An 18,519-nucleotide genomic window follows, 5' to 3' on the forward strand; every position below is an offset into this window, starting at 1 on the left:
AGCAGTGTATGGGGAGGCAGGAGAAAGATTTTTACTATTTCACTCCATCTGGCGCACAATAAGAAGCGTTTATTTCGCAAAAGGCGGTTTTGGAAAATGGAATTACTCGACAACTTCGCCCGCCAGATTCTGCGTCTGTTGCAGATCGATTCACGCCGCTCGGCGCAGGAACTGTCTGAAAACGTCGGCCTGTCCGCGACACCTTGCTGGCGCCGCATCAAGGACATGGAGCAAAGCGGCGTGATCCAGCGCTACACGGTGCTGCTCGACCGCGAAAAGCTCGGCCTGCACGTGTGTGCGCTGGCGCACGTGCAGCTCACGCGCCATACGGAAGGCGGCACCGAGCAGTTCGAGCGCGAGATTCGCTCGTGCCCTGAAGTCACCGAGTGCTACAGCACGACCGGCGAAGCGGACTACATCCTCAAGATCGTGGCGCCGGACATCAAGGCCTACGACGCGTTCTTGCACGAACACATCTTCCGGCTGCCCGCGGTATCGAACGTCAAAACGAGCGTCGTGCTGCGGGAAATCAAGTTCGATACGAGCCTGCCGATCTGACGTCAGTTGTGGCTGTGACATGGGGTCTGACGACTCTGATGGGCCACCGTGCCGCGCCCGCCTGACGTGCAGGGATCCCGGCCTGCGCAGCCCCTGCCTTCAACGTGTACCGATCATGTCGCAGTTCCTTACGATCGGTTCCCATATGTTGACAACACGCCACATTTTCACTTGACGGAGCAGAGAATCTTCGCTAAAAATGCAAATGATTCTCATTTAACCAACGAATCAACGCTCTTCGTCCCAAGGCCGAATCACGACGGCACGGTGGCGCAAGATTTTTCGCCAGCCGCGCCTGCCAGCGTGTAGTGAAGCGTCGAGAGACGCTGCCGACACGCCGATTGCCACGAGCGCTTGCCAGCCAGCAACGGGGTTTTTTGCACTGGGAGCCAGCAGTGAAGCAGTCGTCGAGCGGCGGGGGCCGCGCCTTTGTCATGTCTACGCGTCGGGAGATCGGGGATTCGGGCACGACCGATTCGATCGCCTTCGAGGCGCAACGAATCGGAGCCTCGCGACGCCAGCGTGCGTCCGAGCCACGTCGGCGTCTGCATCCGCTCGCCGGCGCGGTGTTTGCCGCGTTCTGGCTGCCTGCCGCTTTCGCGCAACAGGCGCCGGCCGACGGCTCGGCGCAACCCGCCAGGCCCGGCCAGTCCGTCCAGACCCTTCACCTCGCGCAAACATCGCCCGGCGCTCCGCTGCAACTCGCCGAAGCCAATTTGCGCGAGGTGAACGTGACGGCAACCCGTACGCCGACCGAAGCGGAACGCACACCGGCGTCCATTTCGGTCATCACCGATCAGGATCTCGAAGAACAGCAGGCGCAGGACATCAAGGAAGCGCTACGCTACGAGCCCGGCGTGACCGTGCGTCGCGCGCCGTATCGCCCGGCGTCGGCCGCCGCCGGCGGTGGTCGCGACGGCAATTCGAGCATCAACGTGCGGGGTCTGGAAGGCAACCGCGTCGCGCTCTTCGAAGACGGCATCCGCCTGCCCTCGTCCTACTCGTTCGGCCCGCTCGAAGCCGGCCGTGGCGACTACATGAGCATGGACCTGCTGCGCCGCATCGAAATCCTGCGCGGCCCGGCATCGTCGCTGTACGGCAGCGACGGGCTTACCGGCGTGGTCAACTTCCTCACCAAGGATCCGCAGGACCTGCTCGACGTGTTCGGCAAGTCGACCTACTTCTCGCTGCGTCCGTACTACAACTCGATGGACCGCAGCTTCGGCACGACGGCGCAAGCCGCGTGGGGCGGCGAGCAGTGGCAGGGCATGTTGATCGTCGACGGCAACAAGGGCCACGAACTCGACGGCAAGGGCACCAACGATTCCGCGAGCACCGCGCGCACGACGGCGAACCCGCAGGACACCAACGGCAACTCGGTGCTCGGCACGCTCGTCTTCAAGGCGACACCGTTCTCGACGTTCAAGCTCACGGCAGAAAATGTGCGCCGCCGCACCGATTCGGACGTGCTGTCCGCCGTCGCACCGCCCACCACGCTCGGCCTGCACACGAGCGACCGGCTCGAACGCAACCGCGTGAGTCTCGACTACGACTTCGCCGATGCGTCGCAGTCGTACATCCAGAACGCGCACGCCCTACTCTATTTCCAGGACGCCAAGAACAGCCAGTACTCGTACGAGAAGCGCACTGCGGGCGACCGTACGCGCGACAACACGTACAAGGAGCGCACCGTCGGCGGCTCGTTGCAGGCAGAAAGCAACTTCGAGACGGGCCCGCTCGCGCACAAGCTCGTGTACGGCACCGACGCGAGCCTCGCCTACGTGACCAGCTATCGCAACGGCACCGTGCCGGGCGTGGGTGAGTCGTTCCCGAACAAGGCATTCCCGGACACCGACTACACGCTGTTCGGCGCGTTCCTGCAAGACGAGATGCGCTATGGCGCGCTCACGGTCACGCCGGGTATTCGTTACGACGCCTACTGGCTGTCGCCGAAGCAAAACGATCCGCTGTACGTCTCGCAGACGAGCTCGGGCAAGCTGGTGCAGCCCACGTCGTCGAACGACTCCGCGTTCTCGCCGCGTCTGGCGATCATGTACGAGATCGCCCCGTCGCTGATTCCGTATGTCCAGTACGCACGCGGCTTCCGCACGCCGACGCCCGATCAGGTCAACAACGGCTTCTCGAACCCGATCTTCGGCTACATGTCGATCGCGAACCCGAACCTGAAGCCGGAGACGAGCGATACCGTCGAGCTGGGTCTGCGTGGCCGTCTGGCGACCACGCTCGGCCCCGTCACTTACAGCACCGCCGTGTTCGCGGGCAAGTACCGCAACTTCATCTCGCAGCAGAACATCAGCGGCTCCGGGCGTCCGGGCGATCCGCTCATCTTCCAGTACGTGAACTTCAGCCGCGCCAACATTCAAGGTTGGGAAGGCCGTGCCGCATGGGCCCTCAAGGGAGGCATCACCCTGCGCACCGCCATGGCCTACACGCACGGCACGACCGAAGACGACGGCGCCGCGAGCCAGCCGCTCAACACCATCAACCCGTTCTCGATGGTCGTGGGGGTGCGGTACGAGCCGAACAGCACGTGGTTCGCACAGGCCGACCTGATGTTCCAGGCAGCCAAATCGCAAAGCCAGATCGCCAAGTCCTGTACGGCAGGCACGCAGCAGAACCAGAACTGCTGGGCACCGCCGTCGTCGATCGTGCTCGACCTCTCGGGCGGGTACCACATCAACAAGAACGCGACGATCTATGCCGGTATTTACAACGTGTTCGACCGCAAGTACTGGAACTGGTCGGACGTTCGCAACCTCGCCGATAACTCGACCGTCAAGGACGCCTATTCGGCACCGGGCCGCAGCGTGGCTGTGAGCCTGAAGCTTCAGTACTGATCCCGAGGATCGATTATCGGAACCGCGCCGGCGCGCATGCGACATCAAGCTCTGCCTTTGCACTGATGTCGCCCTGCTATCGAAGTGCTCACGCTGTTTGTTTGCCCGCCGGCGCCTGCTAGCCACTGTCAATCAACGCCAGCCAACACGCTTTCAAGGAATTGCCATGATGACCGCTCAAAACGCCACCTCCTCCGCCCGCCCGGCATTCCCCGCGCTCGCCGACGTCACCCGTCTGCGCAGCGAATTCCAACGTGTGAAGACCGAACAGAACCTGCGCGATCGCGACGCTGCTGCTGCCCTCGGCGTGTCCGAAGGTGAGACCGTCGCGGCCTTCGTCGGTGAGCATGTCGTGCGCCTGCGTCCCGAATTCGTCGAGATCGTCGAAGCGCTGCCCGCGCTCGGGCGCGTCATGGCGCTCACGCGCAACAATGCCGCCGTGCACGAGAAGGACGGTCAGTACGAGAAGCTCTCGCACCAGGGCACCATCGGTCTGGGTCTGGGCAAAGACCTCGACCTGCGCATCTTCTATCACCAGTGGGCGTACGGCTATGCCGTCGAGACGCCGGCGGAAAACGGCCCGCGCCGCTCGCTGCAATTCTTCGACAAATCCGGCACCGCCGTGCACAAGATGTTCCTGCGCGATCACAGCGACGTGGCCGCCTTCGAGGCCCTCGTGGCCCGTTTCCGTGCTGACGATCAGACGCCGGGCCAGCACGTCGTAGCCGCCGATGCACCCAAGACCGAAACGCCCGACGGCGATATCGACGCCGCCGCCTTCCAGCGCGACTGGCTCGCGATGACGGACACGCACCAGTTCTTCGACATGCTCAAGCGCCACGGTGTCTCGCGCTCGCAAGCGCTGCGCCTCGCGCCGGAAGGCCATGCCAGACGCGTGGCGGCCACCTCGGTGCGCGCCCTGCTCGACGACGCGGCCGGCACCGGGCTGCCGATCATGGTGTTCGTCGGCAACGCGGGCATGATCCAGATCCACACCGGCCCGGTGCAGAACATCAAGGTGATGGGCCCGTGGGTCAACGTTCTCGATGCGGGCTTCAACCTGCATCTGCGTGAAGACCTCGTGGATACCGCATGGATCGTGCGCAAGCCGACCGCCGACGGCATCGTTTCGTCGCTCGAATTGCTCGACGCCTCGGGCATGGTCATCGCCATGTTCTTCGGCGAGCGCAAGCCGGGTCAGGCCGAGCGCGAAGACTGGCGCGCCGCGCTGGTTCGCGTGGAAGGCTCGCAAGGTGTTGCGGAGGCCTCGGCGTGAAAACCTCTTTCGACGCGCGCGGCGGTTCGCGGGTATCGCGCCGCGCCTTGCTGACCGGTGGCGCCACGCTCGCGACGAGCGCGTGGCTCGGTGCACTGTGGCCGACCTCACTGGTCCACGCGGCAACGGCAGCGGTCGCCAAAGACGCCCCCAAGCGCGTGATCGTCGCTGGTGGCGCACTGACGGAAATCGTCTACGCGCTCGGCGCGCAGAATCGTGTGATCGCCAACGACCTCACGAGCCTCTATCCCGAAGCGGCTGCCAAGCTGCCGAAGATCGGCTATCTGCGCACGTTGTCCGCCGAAGGCGTGCTGTCGTTGCATCCGGATCTGCTGCTTGCCGGTGCGGAAGCCGGCCCGCCGAACGTGCTGACGCAAATCGAGGCGGCCGGTGTGCCGGTGCAGCATTTCAGGCACGGCTACACGGCGGAACTCGTGCGCGACAACATTCGCGGCGTCGCCAACGCGCTGAAGATGGGCGACGACGGCGCACGTGTGGCGGCGCGCTTCATGTCAGAGTGGATGCAAGCGCGCGGCACGGTGGAGGAAACGTATGGCATCGCGCGACGTCCGCGCGTGCTGTTCATCCTCGGTCACACCGGCAATCAGGTGATGGTGGCGGGGCAGGACACGGCCGCCGACGCCATGCTCGCGTACGCCGGTGCCGAGAACGCCCTGCGGGGCTTCAACGGTTACCGGCCGCTCACCGCAGAGGCTGCCGTGGCTGCACAGCCGGACGTGCTGCTCACGACCACGACGGGGCCGTCTGCCGCCGATCCGAGCGCGTCGTTGCTCACACAGCCGGGGCTGGCGAACACGCCCGCGGGACGTGCCCGGCGCGTCGTCAGTTTCGACGCGCTGTACTTGCTCGGTTTCGGCCCACGTCTGCCGCAGGCCGTCGCCGATCTGGCCAAACGTGTGCACGCCGCATAACAGCGTGTGAAGGCCTGCAAAGGCGCGTGCAGGGACGACGAATGTTGCGCGGGCACCCCTCGTGACATTCCCTCCCTGCCGCCCTGCCGATCCTCCTGAAAACCAGCCATTCGCCAGTGAACGACGCCATGTCAGCCGCTCCTCCGATTCCGAAGCCTTTGTCGTCCAGTCACGACCGGACGACAACGTCGAACGCGGTTTCGTCTTCTCTCGCCACGTCATCCCATCCTTCCAGCTCGCCGGCCAGTTCGCCGGGTCGTCTCGAAGATCGTTCGCGCGATCGGGTTCGCGACAGGGGCGCCGCACGCCGGCGTCCGCCACGATGGATCGTGATGACGGTGCTCGTCGCATTGCTCGCGGCAGCCGTACTCGCCGCCTTGTGCGGCGGCGCTTATCGCATCGCGCCCGGCGAGGCCATCGCCGCGCTGTTCCGGGGGGCGACGGGTGACTTCGTGCAGGATCAGGCGCGCAACGTGATGTTGCAGATCCGTTTGCCGCGCATCGTGCTCGGCATACTCGTCGGTGCAGGGTTCGGCGCGGCCGGGGCGGCATTGCAGGCGCTCTTTCGCAATCCGCTCGCCGATCCCGGTCTGATCGGTGTGGCGAGTGGCGCAGCGCTGGGCGCGGCGGGCGTCATCGTGCTCGGCGGCGTGCTCCTGCCGGCGGCGCTCGCTGCGTCGCTCGGCTTGTGGATGTTGCCGGTGGCTGCGTTTGTCGGTGCGCTGGGTGTCACGGCTCTCGTCTACCGTCTTGCTGCCGGACGCGGGCGTCTCGCCCTGCCGTTGCTGCTGCTCGCCGGTATCGCGATCAATGCGGTCTCCGGCGCGGCCATCGGGTTGCTCACCTATCTGGCCAACGATACGCAGTTGCGTACCCTCACCTTCTGGACGCTCGGCAGTCTCGGCGGCGCACAGTGGTCGATGCTGGCGGTGATCGTCTGGCCCGTCGCGCTGGGCATCGTCGCACTCGCCTCGCAGTGCCGTTCGCTCAATGCGCTGTTGCTCGGTGAAGCCGAGGCGCTGCACCTGGGCGTTGCCGTGCAGTCGGTCAAGCGACGCGTGATGGTGGCCTGCGCGCTGTGTGTGGGCGCATTGGTGGCGTCGAGCGGCATGATCGGGTTCATCGGGCTGATCGCGCCGCACATCGTGCGTCTGGTCGTCGGGCCCGACCCGCGCGCCGTGCTCCCGGCCGCGGCGCTCTTCGGCGCGATTCTCACGCTGCTCGCCGATCTCGTCGCGCGCACCTGGGTCGCGCCCGCTGAATTGCCGCTGGGCATTCTGACGGCACTGCTCGGCGCGCCGTTCTTCCTCATGCTGTTGTGGCGACGTCGCGGACAGTTCGGGTTGTAACGACTCGCCCGGCCTTCCCATACGATATACGACCTCACTCAGCTCCGTCCATCGACGACACCCGGACCTCCCCATGCTCAGCGCCTACGACCTGACGATCGCCCACACCGAATCCCCCGTGCTCGACGGCCTGTCGCTCGACATCCGTCCCGGCGAGTTGCTCGTGCTGCTCGGGCGCAACGGTGCGGGCAAGAGCACGTTGCTCAAGGCACTCGCCGGCGAACCGTTGCCGCCGCGCACACACATGAGCGGCGCGATCACGCTTAACGGCGCGTTGCTGTCGCAATACACCACGTCGGCGCTCGCACGACTGCGTGCCGTGCTGCCGCAAACAGCGCAGTTGTCGTTCCCGTTCAGCGCACTCGAAATCGTCACGATGGGACGGCTGCCGTTTCCGAAAGCGAAGTCGGGAAAGTCGGGAATTCAGCGCAGGAGCGACGAGGAAATCGCCATGCTCGCGCTGGAGCAGGCTGGCGCACTGTCGCTGATGCATCGCGACGTGATGACGCTTTCGGGCGGTGAATGGGCGCGGGTGCAATTCGCGCGAGTGCTGGCGCAACTCTGGCCGGACGACAATGCAACGGCGCCGTCCGTACCGCGTTATCTCCTGCTCGACGAACCAACCGCCGCGCTCGACCTCGCTCATCAACATCACCTGCTCTCACTCACGCGAGAACTGGCGAAGTCCTGGGGATTCGGCGCGATGGCGATCGTGCACGACGTGAATCTTGCAGCGCGTCATGCCGACCGTATGGCACTGCTCGCCGACGGACGCATACTCGCCACCGGCACGCCTCGGGAGGTGATGCGCGCCGATCTCATCGAGACGACGCTCGGACTTCCCGTGCACGTGATCACGCCGCAGAGCCTGCCGGGTCATGCCGCCATGACCGGCGCGTCGGCGGGCGTGCCGTTCGCATTGCCCGCGTAAGTTAGCTCGGGTCAGTTTAGTCAGTTCAGGTCGGCATAAGTCAGTGGCATTCGGCGGATCACGACAGATCAAGCGGGACCGCGCCGAACGCATCGGCATCAAACCGACGGAATGCCATCCTTCGCCACGTTCGCGCGCGCACACAACACGGCGGCGAGATCCCACAGCGCATAACCGACGCTCTTGAAGAGCACGGGGCCGCTCGAACGGAACCGGTCGGGGGTGATGATCGCGTCCATCAGCGGCGCCGCGCGTCCCCAGTCGATCGCCGCGTGCAGCAAATCACCGGCTTCGTGCTTGACCTCCCACGTATCGACCACCAGCGTGCCGCGCACGGCGGCGTCGCGGCACAACTGTGGCGGCAACTCGCGCATGTCGGGACGAATCGCGCCCACGCCGGCCACGAAGATGTCGTCGCGCCAGCGCATCACGTCGGCGTCGGGCAGCACCGGCTCGCTGCTGGTTGTGGCCGTAATCACGATGCTCACCGTACTGAGTACCGGCTCGATGGCATCGACGACGCTCGCCTCGACACCGAGCGTAGCGGCATGGTCCGCCAGCGCATGCGCACGCTCCGGACTGCGCGAATAGATCATGAAGTGCCGCGTGCCCATGCCCGCAGCAAACGCTTCAAGATGCGCCTTCGCCTGCACGCCCGCACCGACGATCAGCACCGGCCCCTTCGGCCTCGGCGCGAATTTGCGCGCAGCGAACAGCGTGACGGCCGCCGTGCGGCGGCCCGTGACGGTCGGCCCGTCGAGCAACATCAGACGCTCGCCCGTGCGCGGATCGAACACCATCACCTCGCCGATGATCGACGGCTTTCCGGCACGACAGTTTTCGGGATGCACGGTGATGTGTTTGGTCATCGCCACATCGCGATTGACGGCGGGCATGACGAGCAGCACGCCACCTCGGCGGCCGCGTTCGGGTTCGGTCAGGGGAAAATGCAGACGCTCGGGCGCGCGGGCCGTGCCCGAGCGCATCTCCATGAGCATGGCCTCGATGCCATCGGCCAACTGGGGATAGGGCAACAGCTGCGCAGTTTGCTGCGCATCCAGCGTGATCATCGATATGTCTCCGCTTCAGGGCGTGCGCCACCGGCGGCAGAGCTTTCACTCGTCGTCGTCACATCGCGTCACGCTTTTTGCCAAGTCTGAATTCAGTGTAGCGCGCATCGTGAGAACGCGTCTGCCACATCAAAATTTAATCGTGACAATTCGTGTCATGGCGTCCACACGCAACGACGGAATTTGCTTATGAGGTCGCCCGCAACATCGCGCACATGCGCTCAGCGGCTCGCATTGCGCATGCGTTTGTCGTCGTTGACGGTCGCACCGCGTACCTCGAAGCGCACGCTGTCGCGAACGGTGCCGGTAGCGTCGACGAGTTCGAGCGTATGCCGCCCCGGCCACGGCAACCAGCCGACACGCGAGGTGCCCGAGAGCGGCTTGCCGTCGAGCCGCCAGGCCGCCCCTTTGGGCCACGCCGCGGCGACCTGGAACCACAATCGCTGGTTCGCTGGCGGAATATCCGGATCGAGCGCGACGATGGTGCCGTCAGTCGGCCCGGCAATGCGCCAGAGCGGGCCGCTGGGCGCCTTCGTCGCGAGCGCAGACAGCGCAATCGTTGGCTGCGACGTGCCCGGCAGGAACCACTCTTCACGCCCGGGTTCGACATGCTCGGCATACTGCACTGCGACATGCTCGACGCCCGGCGGCGGGGCCGGCGGCAGACTCGCCGTGCGGCGATGCAGATAGTCCATCACCCGATGCCAGATCGGCGCTGCGCCGGACACGCCCGAGACATCCCACATCGGCGCACCATCCGCATTGCCGACCCACACCCCGACGGTATAGCGACGCGAATACCCCACGGCCCAGTTATCGCGCATATCCTTGCTCGTGCCGGTCTTCACCGCCGTCCAGTAGCGCGTGGAGAGCGGACTGTCGAGCCCGAACGTGCGCGTTCTCGCCTGACGGTCCGCGATCATGTCCGACACGATGAAGCTCACCTGCGGGGAGAAGACCACGGTGCGTGCGGTATTCCCGGCGCGACTTTTCCCCGTGGACTGGCCGTCATCGGCAGGTGAGCGGGAGGTCGACGTCGCATGCCCATTCATCCGCTCATTCATCCGCTCAGGCATCAGCTCATTCGTGCCGCTCGCCGTACCGCCATTGGCCAGCGCGCGATAAGCATTCGTCAGCGTAAGCAACGTGACGTCGGCGCTGCCGAGCGCCAGACTGAAGCCGTAGTAATCGCCGCTTTGCGTGAGTGGCAGACCCAGCGAGACGAGCGTCTGTGCAAACCGGCGCGGCGTGACCATCACGAGCGTTCGCACGGCAGGCACGTTCAGCGATGAGCCCAACGCCGTGCGCGCACTCACCCATCCCTTGAAGTGACGGTCGTAGTTCTGCGGAATGTACAGACCACCGCCCGTCGGCAAGTCGATGGGCGAATCGTCCAGCAAAGATGCTGCCGTAAGACGTTGCTCGGCAATCGCCTGTGCGTACAGGAAGGGCTTGAGCGTCGAGCCTGCCTGACGCAGCGACGTCACCCCGTCCACCTGCGCCGCAGACGACAACGCCGCGCCCGATGAGCCGACCCACGCCAGAATGTCGCCGCTGGCGTTATCGATCACCACGATCGCACCGTCCTGCACGTTGCGCGAGCGTCCCGGCGTGCTCAACTCGCGCAATGTCTGCTGAAGCGTGCTCACCGCGACGCGCTGAAGGTTCGCGTCCAGCGTGCTGACGATCCGCGTGCCCGCTGGCGGACGACTTGCGCTGAATACGCGACGCGCAAGATGCGGCGCGAGATCGACGGCGTCGCGCGTCCTCATCACGCTGGCCGGACGCGAAAACACCAACTGCGTGTAACCTTCCAGCCCGTTGCAATCGGCGGCCTGTCCCATCTCCTTCAGAATGCCGCACGCCCGCTGCGAGACGCGTGCCGCCGACGCATTCGGCGCGCGCAGCAACGCAACAGCCAGGGCGGCCTCACGGGCATCCAGTCCGACGGGAAGTTTGCCGAAGAGTGTCTGCGAGACCGCGGAAATACCGACCAGCTCGCCACGGAACGGCACGAGGTTCAGATACGCTTCGAGAATCTGGTCCTTGCGCCAGCGCCGCTCCAGCCACACGGCCGTGGCCGCCTGACCGATCTTCTGTGTGACGGAGCGATTGCGCACACTCGGGCGCAGATCGTCGTCGAGCAATCCCGCCAGTTGCATCGTCAGCGTAGAGGCACCGCGCGTTCGCGAGTGCCAGAGATTGCCCCATGCAGCGGCGGCCACGCCTCGCCAGTCGACGCCGCTGTGCTCGTAAAAGCGTTTGTCTTCGGAGACGATCAATGCCTCGCGAAACGCGGGCGATACGTCGGCAAGCGTCACCCAATCGCCCCGCTGCGCCTGCATGTCCGCACGCAGCCGCTGCAACGGTTCGCCACGACGATCCAGCAGAATCCAGTCCGACGCGCGCCAGTCCTGACGCACCTCGTCGAACGACGGTACGGCTTGTGCGGGTGCGGGCGTCACCAGCATGCCGAGCGACAGCACGACGCTCAGCACCGTATGAAAGGCGAAACGTACAGGGTGCCGACGACGAACATCGCCAACGTCACGAACGTCACTGACGTCGCTCTGCACGACCTCCCCGCGCTCCCGGTCTACTGCGCCCATCCGCCTCATCCGTTGCCGATCGTTCATGACCATTTCACTGCGAAGCTTCCTGCGGCGCGCGTGGCACGCCCGATGTGCGCACGGCCATGATCCCCGCGACGAGTAGTAATTGTGCGAGCGCGTACAGAATCCAGATGGCGTACTCCTGCGCGGGAATCGTGCCGACGAATCGTGTGGTACCGATAAGGGCGTCAGAAACGGTGAAGAGCAGCGCACCGACGGCTGCCCACTCTCCGCGCAGATTGGCCAGCAGCGCCGCCGACGCCATCATCGCCAGCACGATGACGTAACACGCGACCGGCGCTTTCAACTCGCCCATGCCCGGCCAGTACATCGCATACGACAGTGCCGCCGCGATCCACACGACGACGATGGCGATTCGATGCCACGCAGGCACCTGCGCCCACGGACGACGCACGCGCCAGAACAAGGCGAAGTAGGCGAGATGCGCCAGCAGGAACGCGCCGAGCCCCATCACGAAGCCCTGTTCCAGTGCCGGTATCGCGAGCAGCACATCACCCGCGCCCGAGAAGATCAGCGCCGCCCACAACCAGACACGTTCACGCCGGTCCTGGTGGTACATCGCGGCGAACAGCAGCAACGCGCACAGCAACGCCTTCGCCACGGCCTGATCCGCGTACGGAGCCCCTCGCAGTGCGAGGGCATAGGCCGTGCCCGCGATGGCGGCAAGCCACCAGAAGCGGCGTGCCTCGCGCGGCAGCGCCGCCGCCGGCGCAAAGAAGTTCGACGTCATGTCAGTCCCTCTCCCGATCGTCTGCGCTCGTCATCTCGCCACTATCCACGTTCGTCGTCCATGTCATCGCTTCCTCAATGCCTCAGTGCCTCGGCTCGTCGGGTCAATTGCGCCGTGCATCTCATCACGCATCACGGCTTCGCGGGCACGACCTGCACCGGCGCGTTCGGGGTTTCGCCATACATCGCAGGTTCGTACATCGCTTCGACACGCGTGGGCGGCGTCGCGAACTTGCCCACGTTATTCAGACGCACGGTGTACTCGATCCGATGCTGGCCCTTCGGCAGATAGTCGTAGTACGCGCGGTAAGCGTCCTGCGCGCGCTCCTCGAACGCCGGCATCGCCCCTTCGCTCTTCTCGCCCTGCGTCGCGATCACCGAATCGCGTCCCAGTCCGCCGCCCAGCACAGTCGCGCCGCCCGGCAGCGGGTCGCTCACCACGACCCAGCGCATATCTGCCTGCGCATCGATATCGAGCCGCACCCGCAACACCGCACCGCGCACGAAGCTGTCGCCCGAGCGATCGGCGGCGTCCTGCACCTGAACGCTGCGCGTCACACGATAGCCGGCGGCGAACGGCGCCTTGAGCGGCACAGCGGCCAGACTCTGGATCGTCGCCCAAGGCTTACCCGCACCGGTTTGCTCCAGACGCAGCACGTCGCGCCCGTTGTCCGCCCCGGCGGCGGCATTCGTGAGCCACGGCAACGACACCGGTGGCGGCACCGTGCCCGCCTTGAGCTTGTCCCAGTCAACGCTTTGCACGCCACCGCTGGTCTGGTTGTCGCGCTGCCACTGGATCGACGTCTGACCCGTGGGCGTATCGCGCTCGAACCGTGCCGAGAAGCGATCCACCGCGAGACCGCCCCAGACGTTGGCGGTCGTCGTCGACCACGCACCGCGCGATTGCAGACCCAGCAGGCCGATCACCAGACGCGGCATCTCGTCCTTCCATGCCGGATTCGCGTTCATCAGCAATGCGAGTCGCGCGGCGTTCGTCTCAGGGCCGACCATGAGCCACCAGAGACCGTCGGTGCCTTGGGTCGAGAAGCCGACGCGCGTGCCCTGGTAAGACAGACGCGCCCGAAGGATCTGCTCGGCCTGTGCCATGCGTTCGGCCCGCTGCGGCGCGTCGGGCAGACGTTGCAGAATCGCGTACCAATCGATCACCGCAGACGTCGGCCAGTCGTTCGGCGCGATAGTGAGCGAGCCGAGCATGCGCGCATTGGCGCGGCCGTAGCGAGACAGCGCCTCGATCGCGCTGAGCTTGCGCAGCGTCAGGTCGTCCCGGGGCGCCCAGAAGCGTCGCGTGAGGCGCCCTTCCACGAACGCCGTCAGACCGTCTTCCATGCGGGCGAGCGCGTCGTCCGGCAGCGCATACGAGGGATCGAGCGCCTTCGCTTCGTTGCTCATCGCCAGCAGATAGGCGGTCAGCGTGTCGCTGCCCTGATTCGCGAAGCCTTCCTGTGGCGGGAAATAGCTCGCGAGGCCGTCTTCGTCGAGATACGACGGCAACGTGCCCATCACCCGCTTCCACTGGGCAATGTCACGCAATCCGAGCGCCTTGGACGCCTGCTGTTCCAGACAGGCATACGGATACAGCTCGAACCAGCGTTTCACGCCCGGCAACCCTTGCGACAGACGCGGCTGCATGTTGATGCGAACGCCACCACGCAGCTTGCCCGTGCTGTCGGTAACCGCCCCGGCGGGCGGCGCCATCGGTAGCGTCAGACTGCCTTCGACCTGCATCAGCACCGACTGCTGCACACTCGCGGGCAATGAGGGTTGAATGTCCTGCCCCACCTTGATCGCGTCACTGGCCGCAGGTGCGCCGGCGGCGGCGGGTGCCTGCGCACTCACCTCCCACAGCACCCGCTGTGCGCGCGTGTCGGCCAGCCCGGTCGGCGCAGTGACCTCCCACGTCACCTCTCGCGATTCGCCCGCCGGCACATCGACACGCTGCGGTGCCAACGTCAACTGTGTCGCCCGAGCCGTCAACTGCACCTGCATGGCGTGCTGCGTCGTATTGCGCACCGTGAACTGCGCGCGGTAGTTGTCGCCCTCACGCACTAGCGGCGGCAATCCCGAGATCAATTGCAGATCCTGCGTGGAGCGAATGGTGGCGGAGCCGGTGCCGAACCAGCCAAGCGCCTGCGTGCCCGGTTTGCCATCATCGGCCACCGCTACGATGCGGAAGCTCGACAGCGAATCGTTGAGCGGCACATCGACCGTGGCCTCGCCCTTGTCGTCGAGCACCACGCGTGGCTGCCACAACAACAAGGTATCGAACAGTTCGCGCGTCGGACTCTTGCCGCCGCCACCGCCAGCGGGCACGGCTTTACGACCGTAATGTCGACGGCCGATGATCTCCATTTGCGCGGTGGCCGTCGTCACGCTGTAGCTGCGGCGCTGCCACATGGCGTCGAGCAGATTCCAGCTGGTGTTCGGCGCCAGTTCCAGCAGCGCCTCGTCCACGGCGGCGACCGCGACTTCGGAGCCGGCGGCGACCGGCTTGCCGTCGGGCTGGGTGACCTTGATGCGCACCTTGGCGTGACCGCGTACCGGGTACGTCGGCGCATCGGGTTTTACGTCCACGGTCAGACGCTGTCCCGCCGTTCCCACGCGCAACTCGGCCAGACCGAAGCGGTAGGCGGGCTTGCCCAGATCCACGAGGCCTGTCGGCGCCTGATACTCACGGCCCTCGTACCAGAAGGCGCGGAACCACTCCAGCGGCTGCTTCCAGCCCCATTGGAAGAAGGAATACCAGGGCACCTCGTGAATACGGCCACGCACTGCCAGCACGGAGACGTAAACGTTGGGGCCCCACGTCGGATCGACCTTGAGGGAAATGTTCGGATCCTTCCCCGAGATTTCCATCGTGCGCGTCTCCATCACGCCTTCACGTTCAATGGCAACCAGCGCGGTGGCCGAACGGAACGGCATGCGCACCTGCAACCTGGCCGTCTCGCCCGGCTCATAGGCACGACGCTCCGGCAGGACGTCCATGCGGTCGGTGTTGTCACCGCCGAACCAGACTTCGCCGCGGCCCGTTACCCACACGCCCGTCGTGGACGTGGTCAGATTGCCCTTCTCGTCCTTCGCCTGCGCGATCAGCGTGATTTCTCCGGGCTGTGACAACGAGACATCGCACGACAACTGGCCGCGATCATCCGTCTTGCCGCTACAGACCTTACCGAGATCCTTGACCTCCGTGCGGTTGTCGTAAGCGTAGAACCCGCCCACCATGCGCTTACGGCTACTGGTCGTGATGCGGGCTTCGGCGCGCACTTCCATCGCCACGCCAGACTTCGGCTTGCCTTGCAGATCGAGCGCCAGCGCCTTGACCGGCAGCTTGTTGGTCACCGACACCCAGCTTTCGCTGCGTACGCCCGTGATCAGATTGGCCGGCCACAGCGTGGCATTCCCGCGAAGCGTCTGAATCTCCCCGTTAGGGTCGGCGAAGCTGGCCTCTAGCACCAGATCGCTCGGACGATCCACCTTCGGCAAATCCTTGAGCGTCAGCGTGCCGGCACCGTTGCGGTCGAGGACCAGTCGCTGCTTGTCAGCCACCAGCTTCTGATCGCTGGAACCTGAGCTTTCGTCATTGCCCTGATCGTCGTCGTCAGCCCCCGACTGCGCCGAAGGCGGACGATAGGGCGTGAAACTGAAATCGTCATAGCCATCGAACGTCAGGTCACGTACTCGCATGAGCGCCGAGACACGAACCGGCAGATTACCGGCCGGTCCGCCCGCCACGTAATTCACCTGCACGTTCACCGGCGCTTCCGTCTTGTTGATGAGCGGTGACTTGGCCGCGTCGCGCACGCCGATGGAACCCGCCAGCACCGGCAAACGGAAAGCCTCGACACGGAAATGCCCGGCATCCAGCGATTGCGGATAGGTCTTCGGACGCGAATCGCTGTCCGTGTAGTCCAGCGTGACGGCATACTCGCCGAGCTTCGCGCCTTGTGGAATCTGGAAAGTGTTCTCTGCCAGCCGACCGTTGCGCCACGTGATGGGCTGCGTGTACGTCTGCCCTGACCCTTGGTGGGTAATCGTCAGTTGTGACGGCAGGCTCACCGGCAGCGCCAGCCCCTGCATCGTTTCCTGACGGATGAAGTGTTTCATCGATACCGTCTCGCCTACGCGGAACAGCATGCGGTCAAACACGGTCTGCGCACGAATCGTCGGGGTGGTGCCACCATCGGTCGGCACATGGAAGCGCCAGGGCTCGATACCGCGATCCCAGTCGGACGACACGAACGCCATGTCCGGATCGTTCCCCTGCGTGCGGGCGACGACGAAATACCCGGAGCGCCCCGTCTTCTGGCAATAGCGATAACGTTCGAGCGCCTTGTCGATTTTCGCCACGCCCGTTTTGTCGGTCACGGCCGACGCTACTTCGCTGCCGTCGCAATCGAGCACGCGCACCTTGGCATTGGCGACAGGTTGGCCCTTGTCGAGCGTAGTGACCCACGCCACGGCGTTCTCACGCCCCATCTTGAAGTGCACACCGAGGTTCGTAACGAGCACCGTGGTACGCACATACATCGGCAACGACTTGCCTAGCAGCGCCGCCCCCAGGGATTGCGACGCCAGCTCCACGACATAGAACCCCGGCTTCTGGAACGGAATGCCGACGACCTCGAACGGGCGCGGATCCTTCTCTTTGGGCACCGGCAACGTCAGCGCCTGAACCCCAGGCAAGCCGGAGAGCAGCGACAGGCTTCGCGTGTCATAACGCGTGATCTTGTCTTCGACGATGGCCGCCGCGTTAGGCCCGAAGGTCTCCCTTGCCGCAGGCGCGCTCAGGATCGACGGCATCTCCTGCGCGATCTGCTTGCGCGTCATCGTGGTCTCGTCGAAGCGTCTTACGCGCGACATCCACGTCATGACGTCGGCGTCATCGTCCACCCGCAGTTGCAGCGTCCGTCCATTCGCACCCTCGCCCGCCACGCCCAGTCCATTGATCTGTAGTGCCGGCTCGACCTTACGTAGCGTGACAGGCAGCATCGGCGGCATGCCCGGCTCGGCAAATCGCTCCACGATGCCAAAGGGCGCCGCCGCAAATTTGGCCAGCGGCGGCATCGTCGCCGTCCTGGTCTTCAACGGGAATTCACTCGCGTTATCGAGCGCGCGGCCGCTGTCATCCACGAAGCCCTTCGGCAACGAAATCGTCAGCTCGGCCTTCTCCGGAAACGGCGCCTCGAAGGTGATGCCGCTCACGCTGGACGAACGGTCCGAATCGTCAAGCTTGGGCGAACGCTCCGCGCCTGCGCCTTGCAGGCGGATCTTGGTCACCATGTCGCGCGCGACCGGCGAACTGAACGACAGACGCAGCGGACGCAACGGCGTGCACGGCGCATTGGCGTTTTCACGCTCGCAACTGAAGCTCGCGGTGAACGGCTCGCGAACCTCATATTCGAAACGGCGTGCCTGCCGGGTCGCAACGCCCGACGGCGTCGCAATCCCGGCGCCCCAGACCAGATGCATCTTCGCACCCGCCGCGAGCGTGCGATTGCATTGCAGCATCACCACGCGCGACGCTTGCTTGTCGAGATTGAACCGCTTGAGCAGCGCCGTACGCGTATCGCCTTCGATCCACTTCACGCCGAGGCGCTCGCCTACCCCCTCGGTCTCGCACCATGCGTTCTGACGCACGCTGGCCGGATCGGCCGCACCGTTGAGCGTGAGAATGAATATCTGGTTTTCGTCGATGGGACCGTACGACGGGCGGATGGACGAGACGGCCGGCCCCCCGGTATTGAATGCGTATTTCGTGGTGCCGGAGAGTGCCGTACCCGACACGGAGGAAAGACCGCTACGCATCTCGACGGCGCATTTCGCCCCCGGTGGCAGCGCGTTTTTGAAGTCATAGACCCAGATCTTGGGTTCGAGCCAGTGGCCATCGCCCGTGAGCGTGGCGTCCGAGCATCGGACGGTGGCAGGCGCTGTCGCCCGAGGGTCGCCGGCAGGCACAATCGCTTCGTCGAACTTCACGACGACCTGATTCACGCTGGCAACTTCACCCTGCGGGCTGACGCTCACGATGCGCGCGGCCTGCGCCGGCGACACCGTAACCAATCCTAGACAAAGCGCCGCCCACGCCAACGGCGCAGCCGGCCAGACGCGTTGCGTTCGGCTATGCATGCCGGACTCCTCCCGGGTTCTGGTGAGGCGATTCTA

General features: G+C 65.2%; 10 protein-coding genes. 6 read left to right on the forward strand and 4 right to left on the reverse strand.

Going from position 1 to position 18,519, the window contains the following annotated elements; genetic code table 11:
- Window positions 1–96: 96 nt before the first annotated feature.
- From C5N93_RS19275 to C5N93_RS19300, 6 genes are all read left to right on the forward strand, one after another.
- Window positions 97–558: an Lrp/AsnC family transcriptional regulator gene (locus tag C5N93_RS19275; protein ID WP_044457521.1), complete on the forward strand. Its 462-nt coding sequence runs from the start codon at window positions 97–99 to the stop codon at window positions 556–558.
- Window positions 559–992: 434 nt separating this feature from the next.
- Complete coding sequence (locus tag C5N93_RS19280; protein ID WP_242560528.1) at window positions 993–3,416, forward strand: TonB-dependent hemoglobin/transferrin/lactoferrin family receptor; 2,424 nt, start codon at window positions 993–995, stop codon at window positions 3,414–3,416.
- A gap of 166 nt (window positions 3,417–3,582) precedes the next feature.
- Window positions 3,583–4,692: a ChuX/HutX family heme-like substrate-binding protein gene (locus tag C5N93_RS19285; protein ID WP_242560529.1), complete on the forward strand. Its 1,110-nt coding sequence runs from the start codon at window positions 3,583–3,585 to the stop codon at window positions 4,690–4,692.
- Window positions 4,689–5,624 (forward strand): ABC transporter substrate-binding protein, encoded by a 936-nt coding sequence (locus C5N93_RS19290; RefSeq protein ID WP_242560530.1) that lies wholly within the window; start codon window positions 4,689–4,691, stop codon window positions 5,622–5,624. Before C5N93_RS19285 ends, C5N93_RS19290 begins: the two co-directional genes overlap by 4 nt.
- A gap of 332 nt (window positions 5,625–5,956) precedes the next feature.
- Window positions 5,957–6,973: an iron ABC transporter permease gene (locus C5N93_RS19295; RefSeq protein ID WP_139133107.1), complete on the forward strand. Its 1,017-nt coding sequence runs from the start codon at window positions 5,957–5,959 to the stop codon at window positions 6,971–6,973.
- A 73-nt stretch (window positions 6,974–7,046) separates the two neighbouring features.
- Window positions 7,047–7,904, forward strand: coding sequence for a heme ABC transporter ATP-binding protein (locus C5N93_RS19300; RefSeq protein WP_242560531.1), 858 nt, complete (start codon window positions 7,047–7,049; stop codon window positions 7,902–7,904).
- 98 nt (window positions 7,905–8,002) lie between these two features.
- On the opposite strand, the gene C5N93_RS19305 is transcribed toward C5N93_RS19300, so the two are convergent.
- The 4 genes from C5N93_RS19305 to C5N93_RS19320 form a co-directional block, all read right to left on the reverse strand.
- Window positions 8,003–8,974, reverse strand: a complete 972-nt coding sequence (locus tag C5N93_RS19305) for a delta(1)-pyrroline-2-carboxylate reductase family protein (protein ID WP_242560532.1) — start codon at window positions 8,972–8,974, stop codon at window positions 8,003–8,005.
- A 221-nt stretch (window positions 8,975–9,195) separates the two neighbouring features.
- The gene (gene pbpC / locus C5N93_RS19310; RefSeq protein WP_242560918.1) at window positions 9,196–11,445 is read right to left on the reverse strand and encodes a penicillin-binding protein 1C; all 2,250 of its coding nucleotides are present in this window, start codon (window positions 11,443–11,445) and stop codon (window positions 9,196–9,198) included.
- 172 nt (window positions 11,446–11,617) lie between these two features.
- A complete protein-coding gene (locus C5N93_RS19315; RefSeq protein WP_242560533.1) occupies window positions 11,618–12,337 on the reverse strand; it encodes a lysoplasmalogenase in 720 nt (239 codons plus the stop codon).
- Between the two features lie 131 nt (window positions 12,338–12,468).
- Entirely contained in the window at window positions 12,469–18,483 is a 6,015-nt protein-coding gene (locus C5N93_RS19320; protein WP_242560534.1) for an MG2 domain-containing protein, read from the reverse strand.
- Window positions 18,484–18,519 lie beyond the last annotated feature (36 nt).

The organism is Pandoraea sp. LA3, assembly GCF_022696215.1.
GTDB lineage: Bacteria > Pseudomonadota > Gammaproteobacteria > Burkholderiales > Burkholderiaceae > Pandoraea > Pandoraea capi.

Excerpts from the sequence above, each read along its gene's own strand:
- C5N93_RS19275 (WP_044457521.1), top strand. The coding sequence starts at position 97 with ATGGAATTACTCGACAACTTCGCCCGCCAGATTCTGCGTCTGTTGCAG.
- C5N93_RS19280 (WP_242560528.1), top strand. The coding sequence starts at position 993 with ATGTCTACGCGTCGGGAGATCGGGGATTCGGGCACGACCGATTCGATC.
- C5N93_RS19285 (WP_242560529.1), top strand. The coding sequence starts at position 3,583 with ATGATGACCGCTCAAAACGCCACCTCCTCCGCCCGCCCGGCATTCCCC.
- C5N93_RS19295 (WP_139133107.1), top strand. The coding sequence starts at position 5,957 with ATGACGGTGCTCGTCGCATTGCTCGCGGCAGCCGTACTCGCCGCCTTG.
- C5N93_RS19300 (WP_242560531.1), top strand. The coding sequence starts at position 7,047 with ATGCTCAGCGCCTACGACCTGACGATCGCCCACACCGAATCCCCCGTG.
- C5N93_RS19305 (WP_242560532.1), bottom strand. The coding sequence starts at position 8,974 with ATGATCACGCTGGATGCGCAGCAAACTGCGCAGCTGTTGCCCTATCCC.
- pbpC (WP_242560918.1), bottom strand. The coding sequence starts at position 11,445 with ATGCTGGTGACGCCCGCACCCGCACAAGCCGTACCGTCGTTCGACGAG.
- C5N93_RS19315 (WP_242560533.1), bottom strand. The coding sequence starts at position 12,337 with ATGACGTCGAACTTCTTTGCGCCGGCGGCGGCGCTGCCGCGCGAGGCA.
- C5N93_RS19320 (WP_242560534.1), bottom strand. The coding sequence starts at position 18,483 with ATGCATAGCCGAACGCAACGCGTCTGGCCGGCTGCGCCGTTGGCGTGG.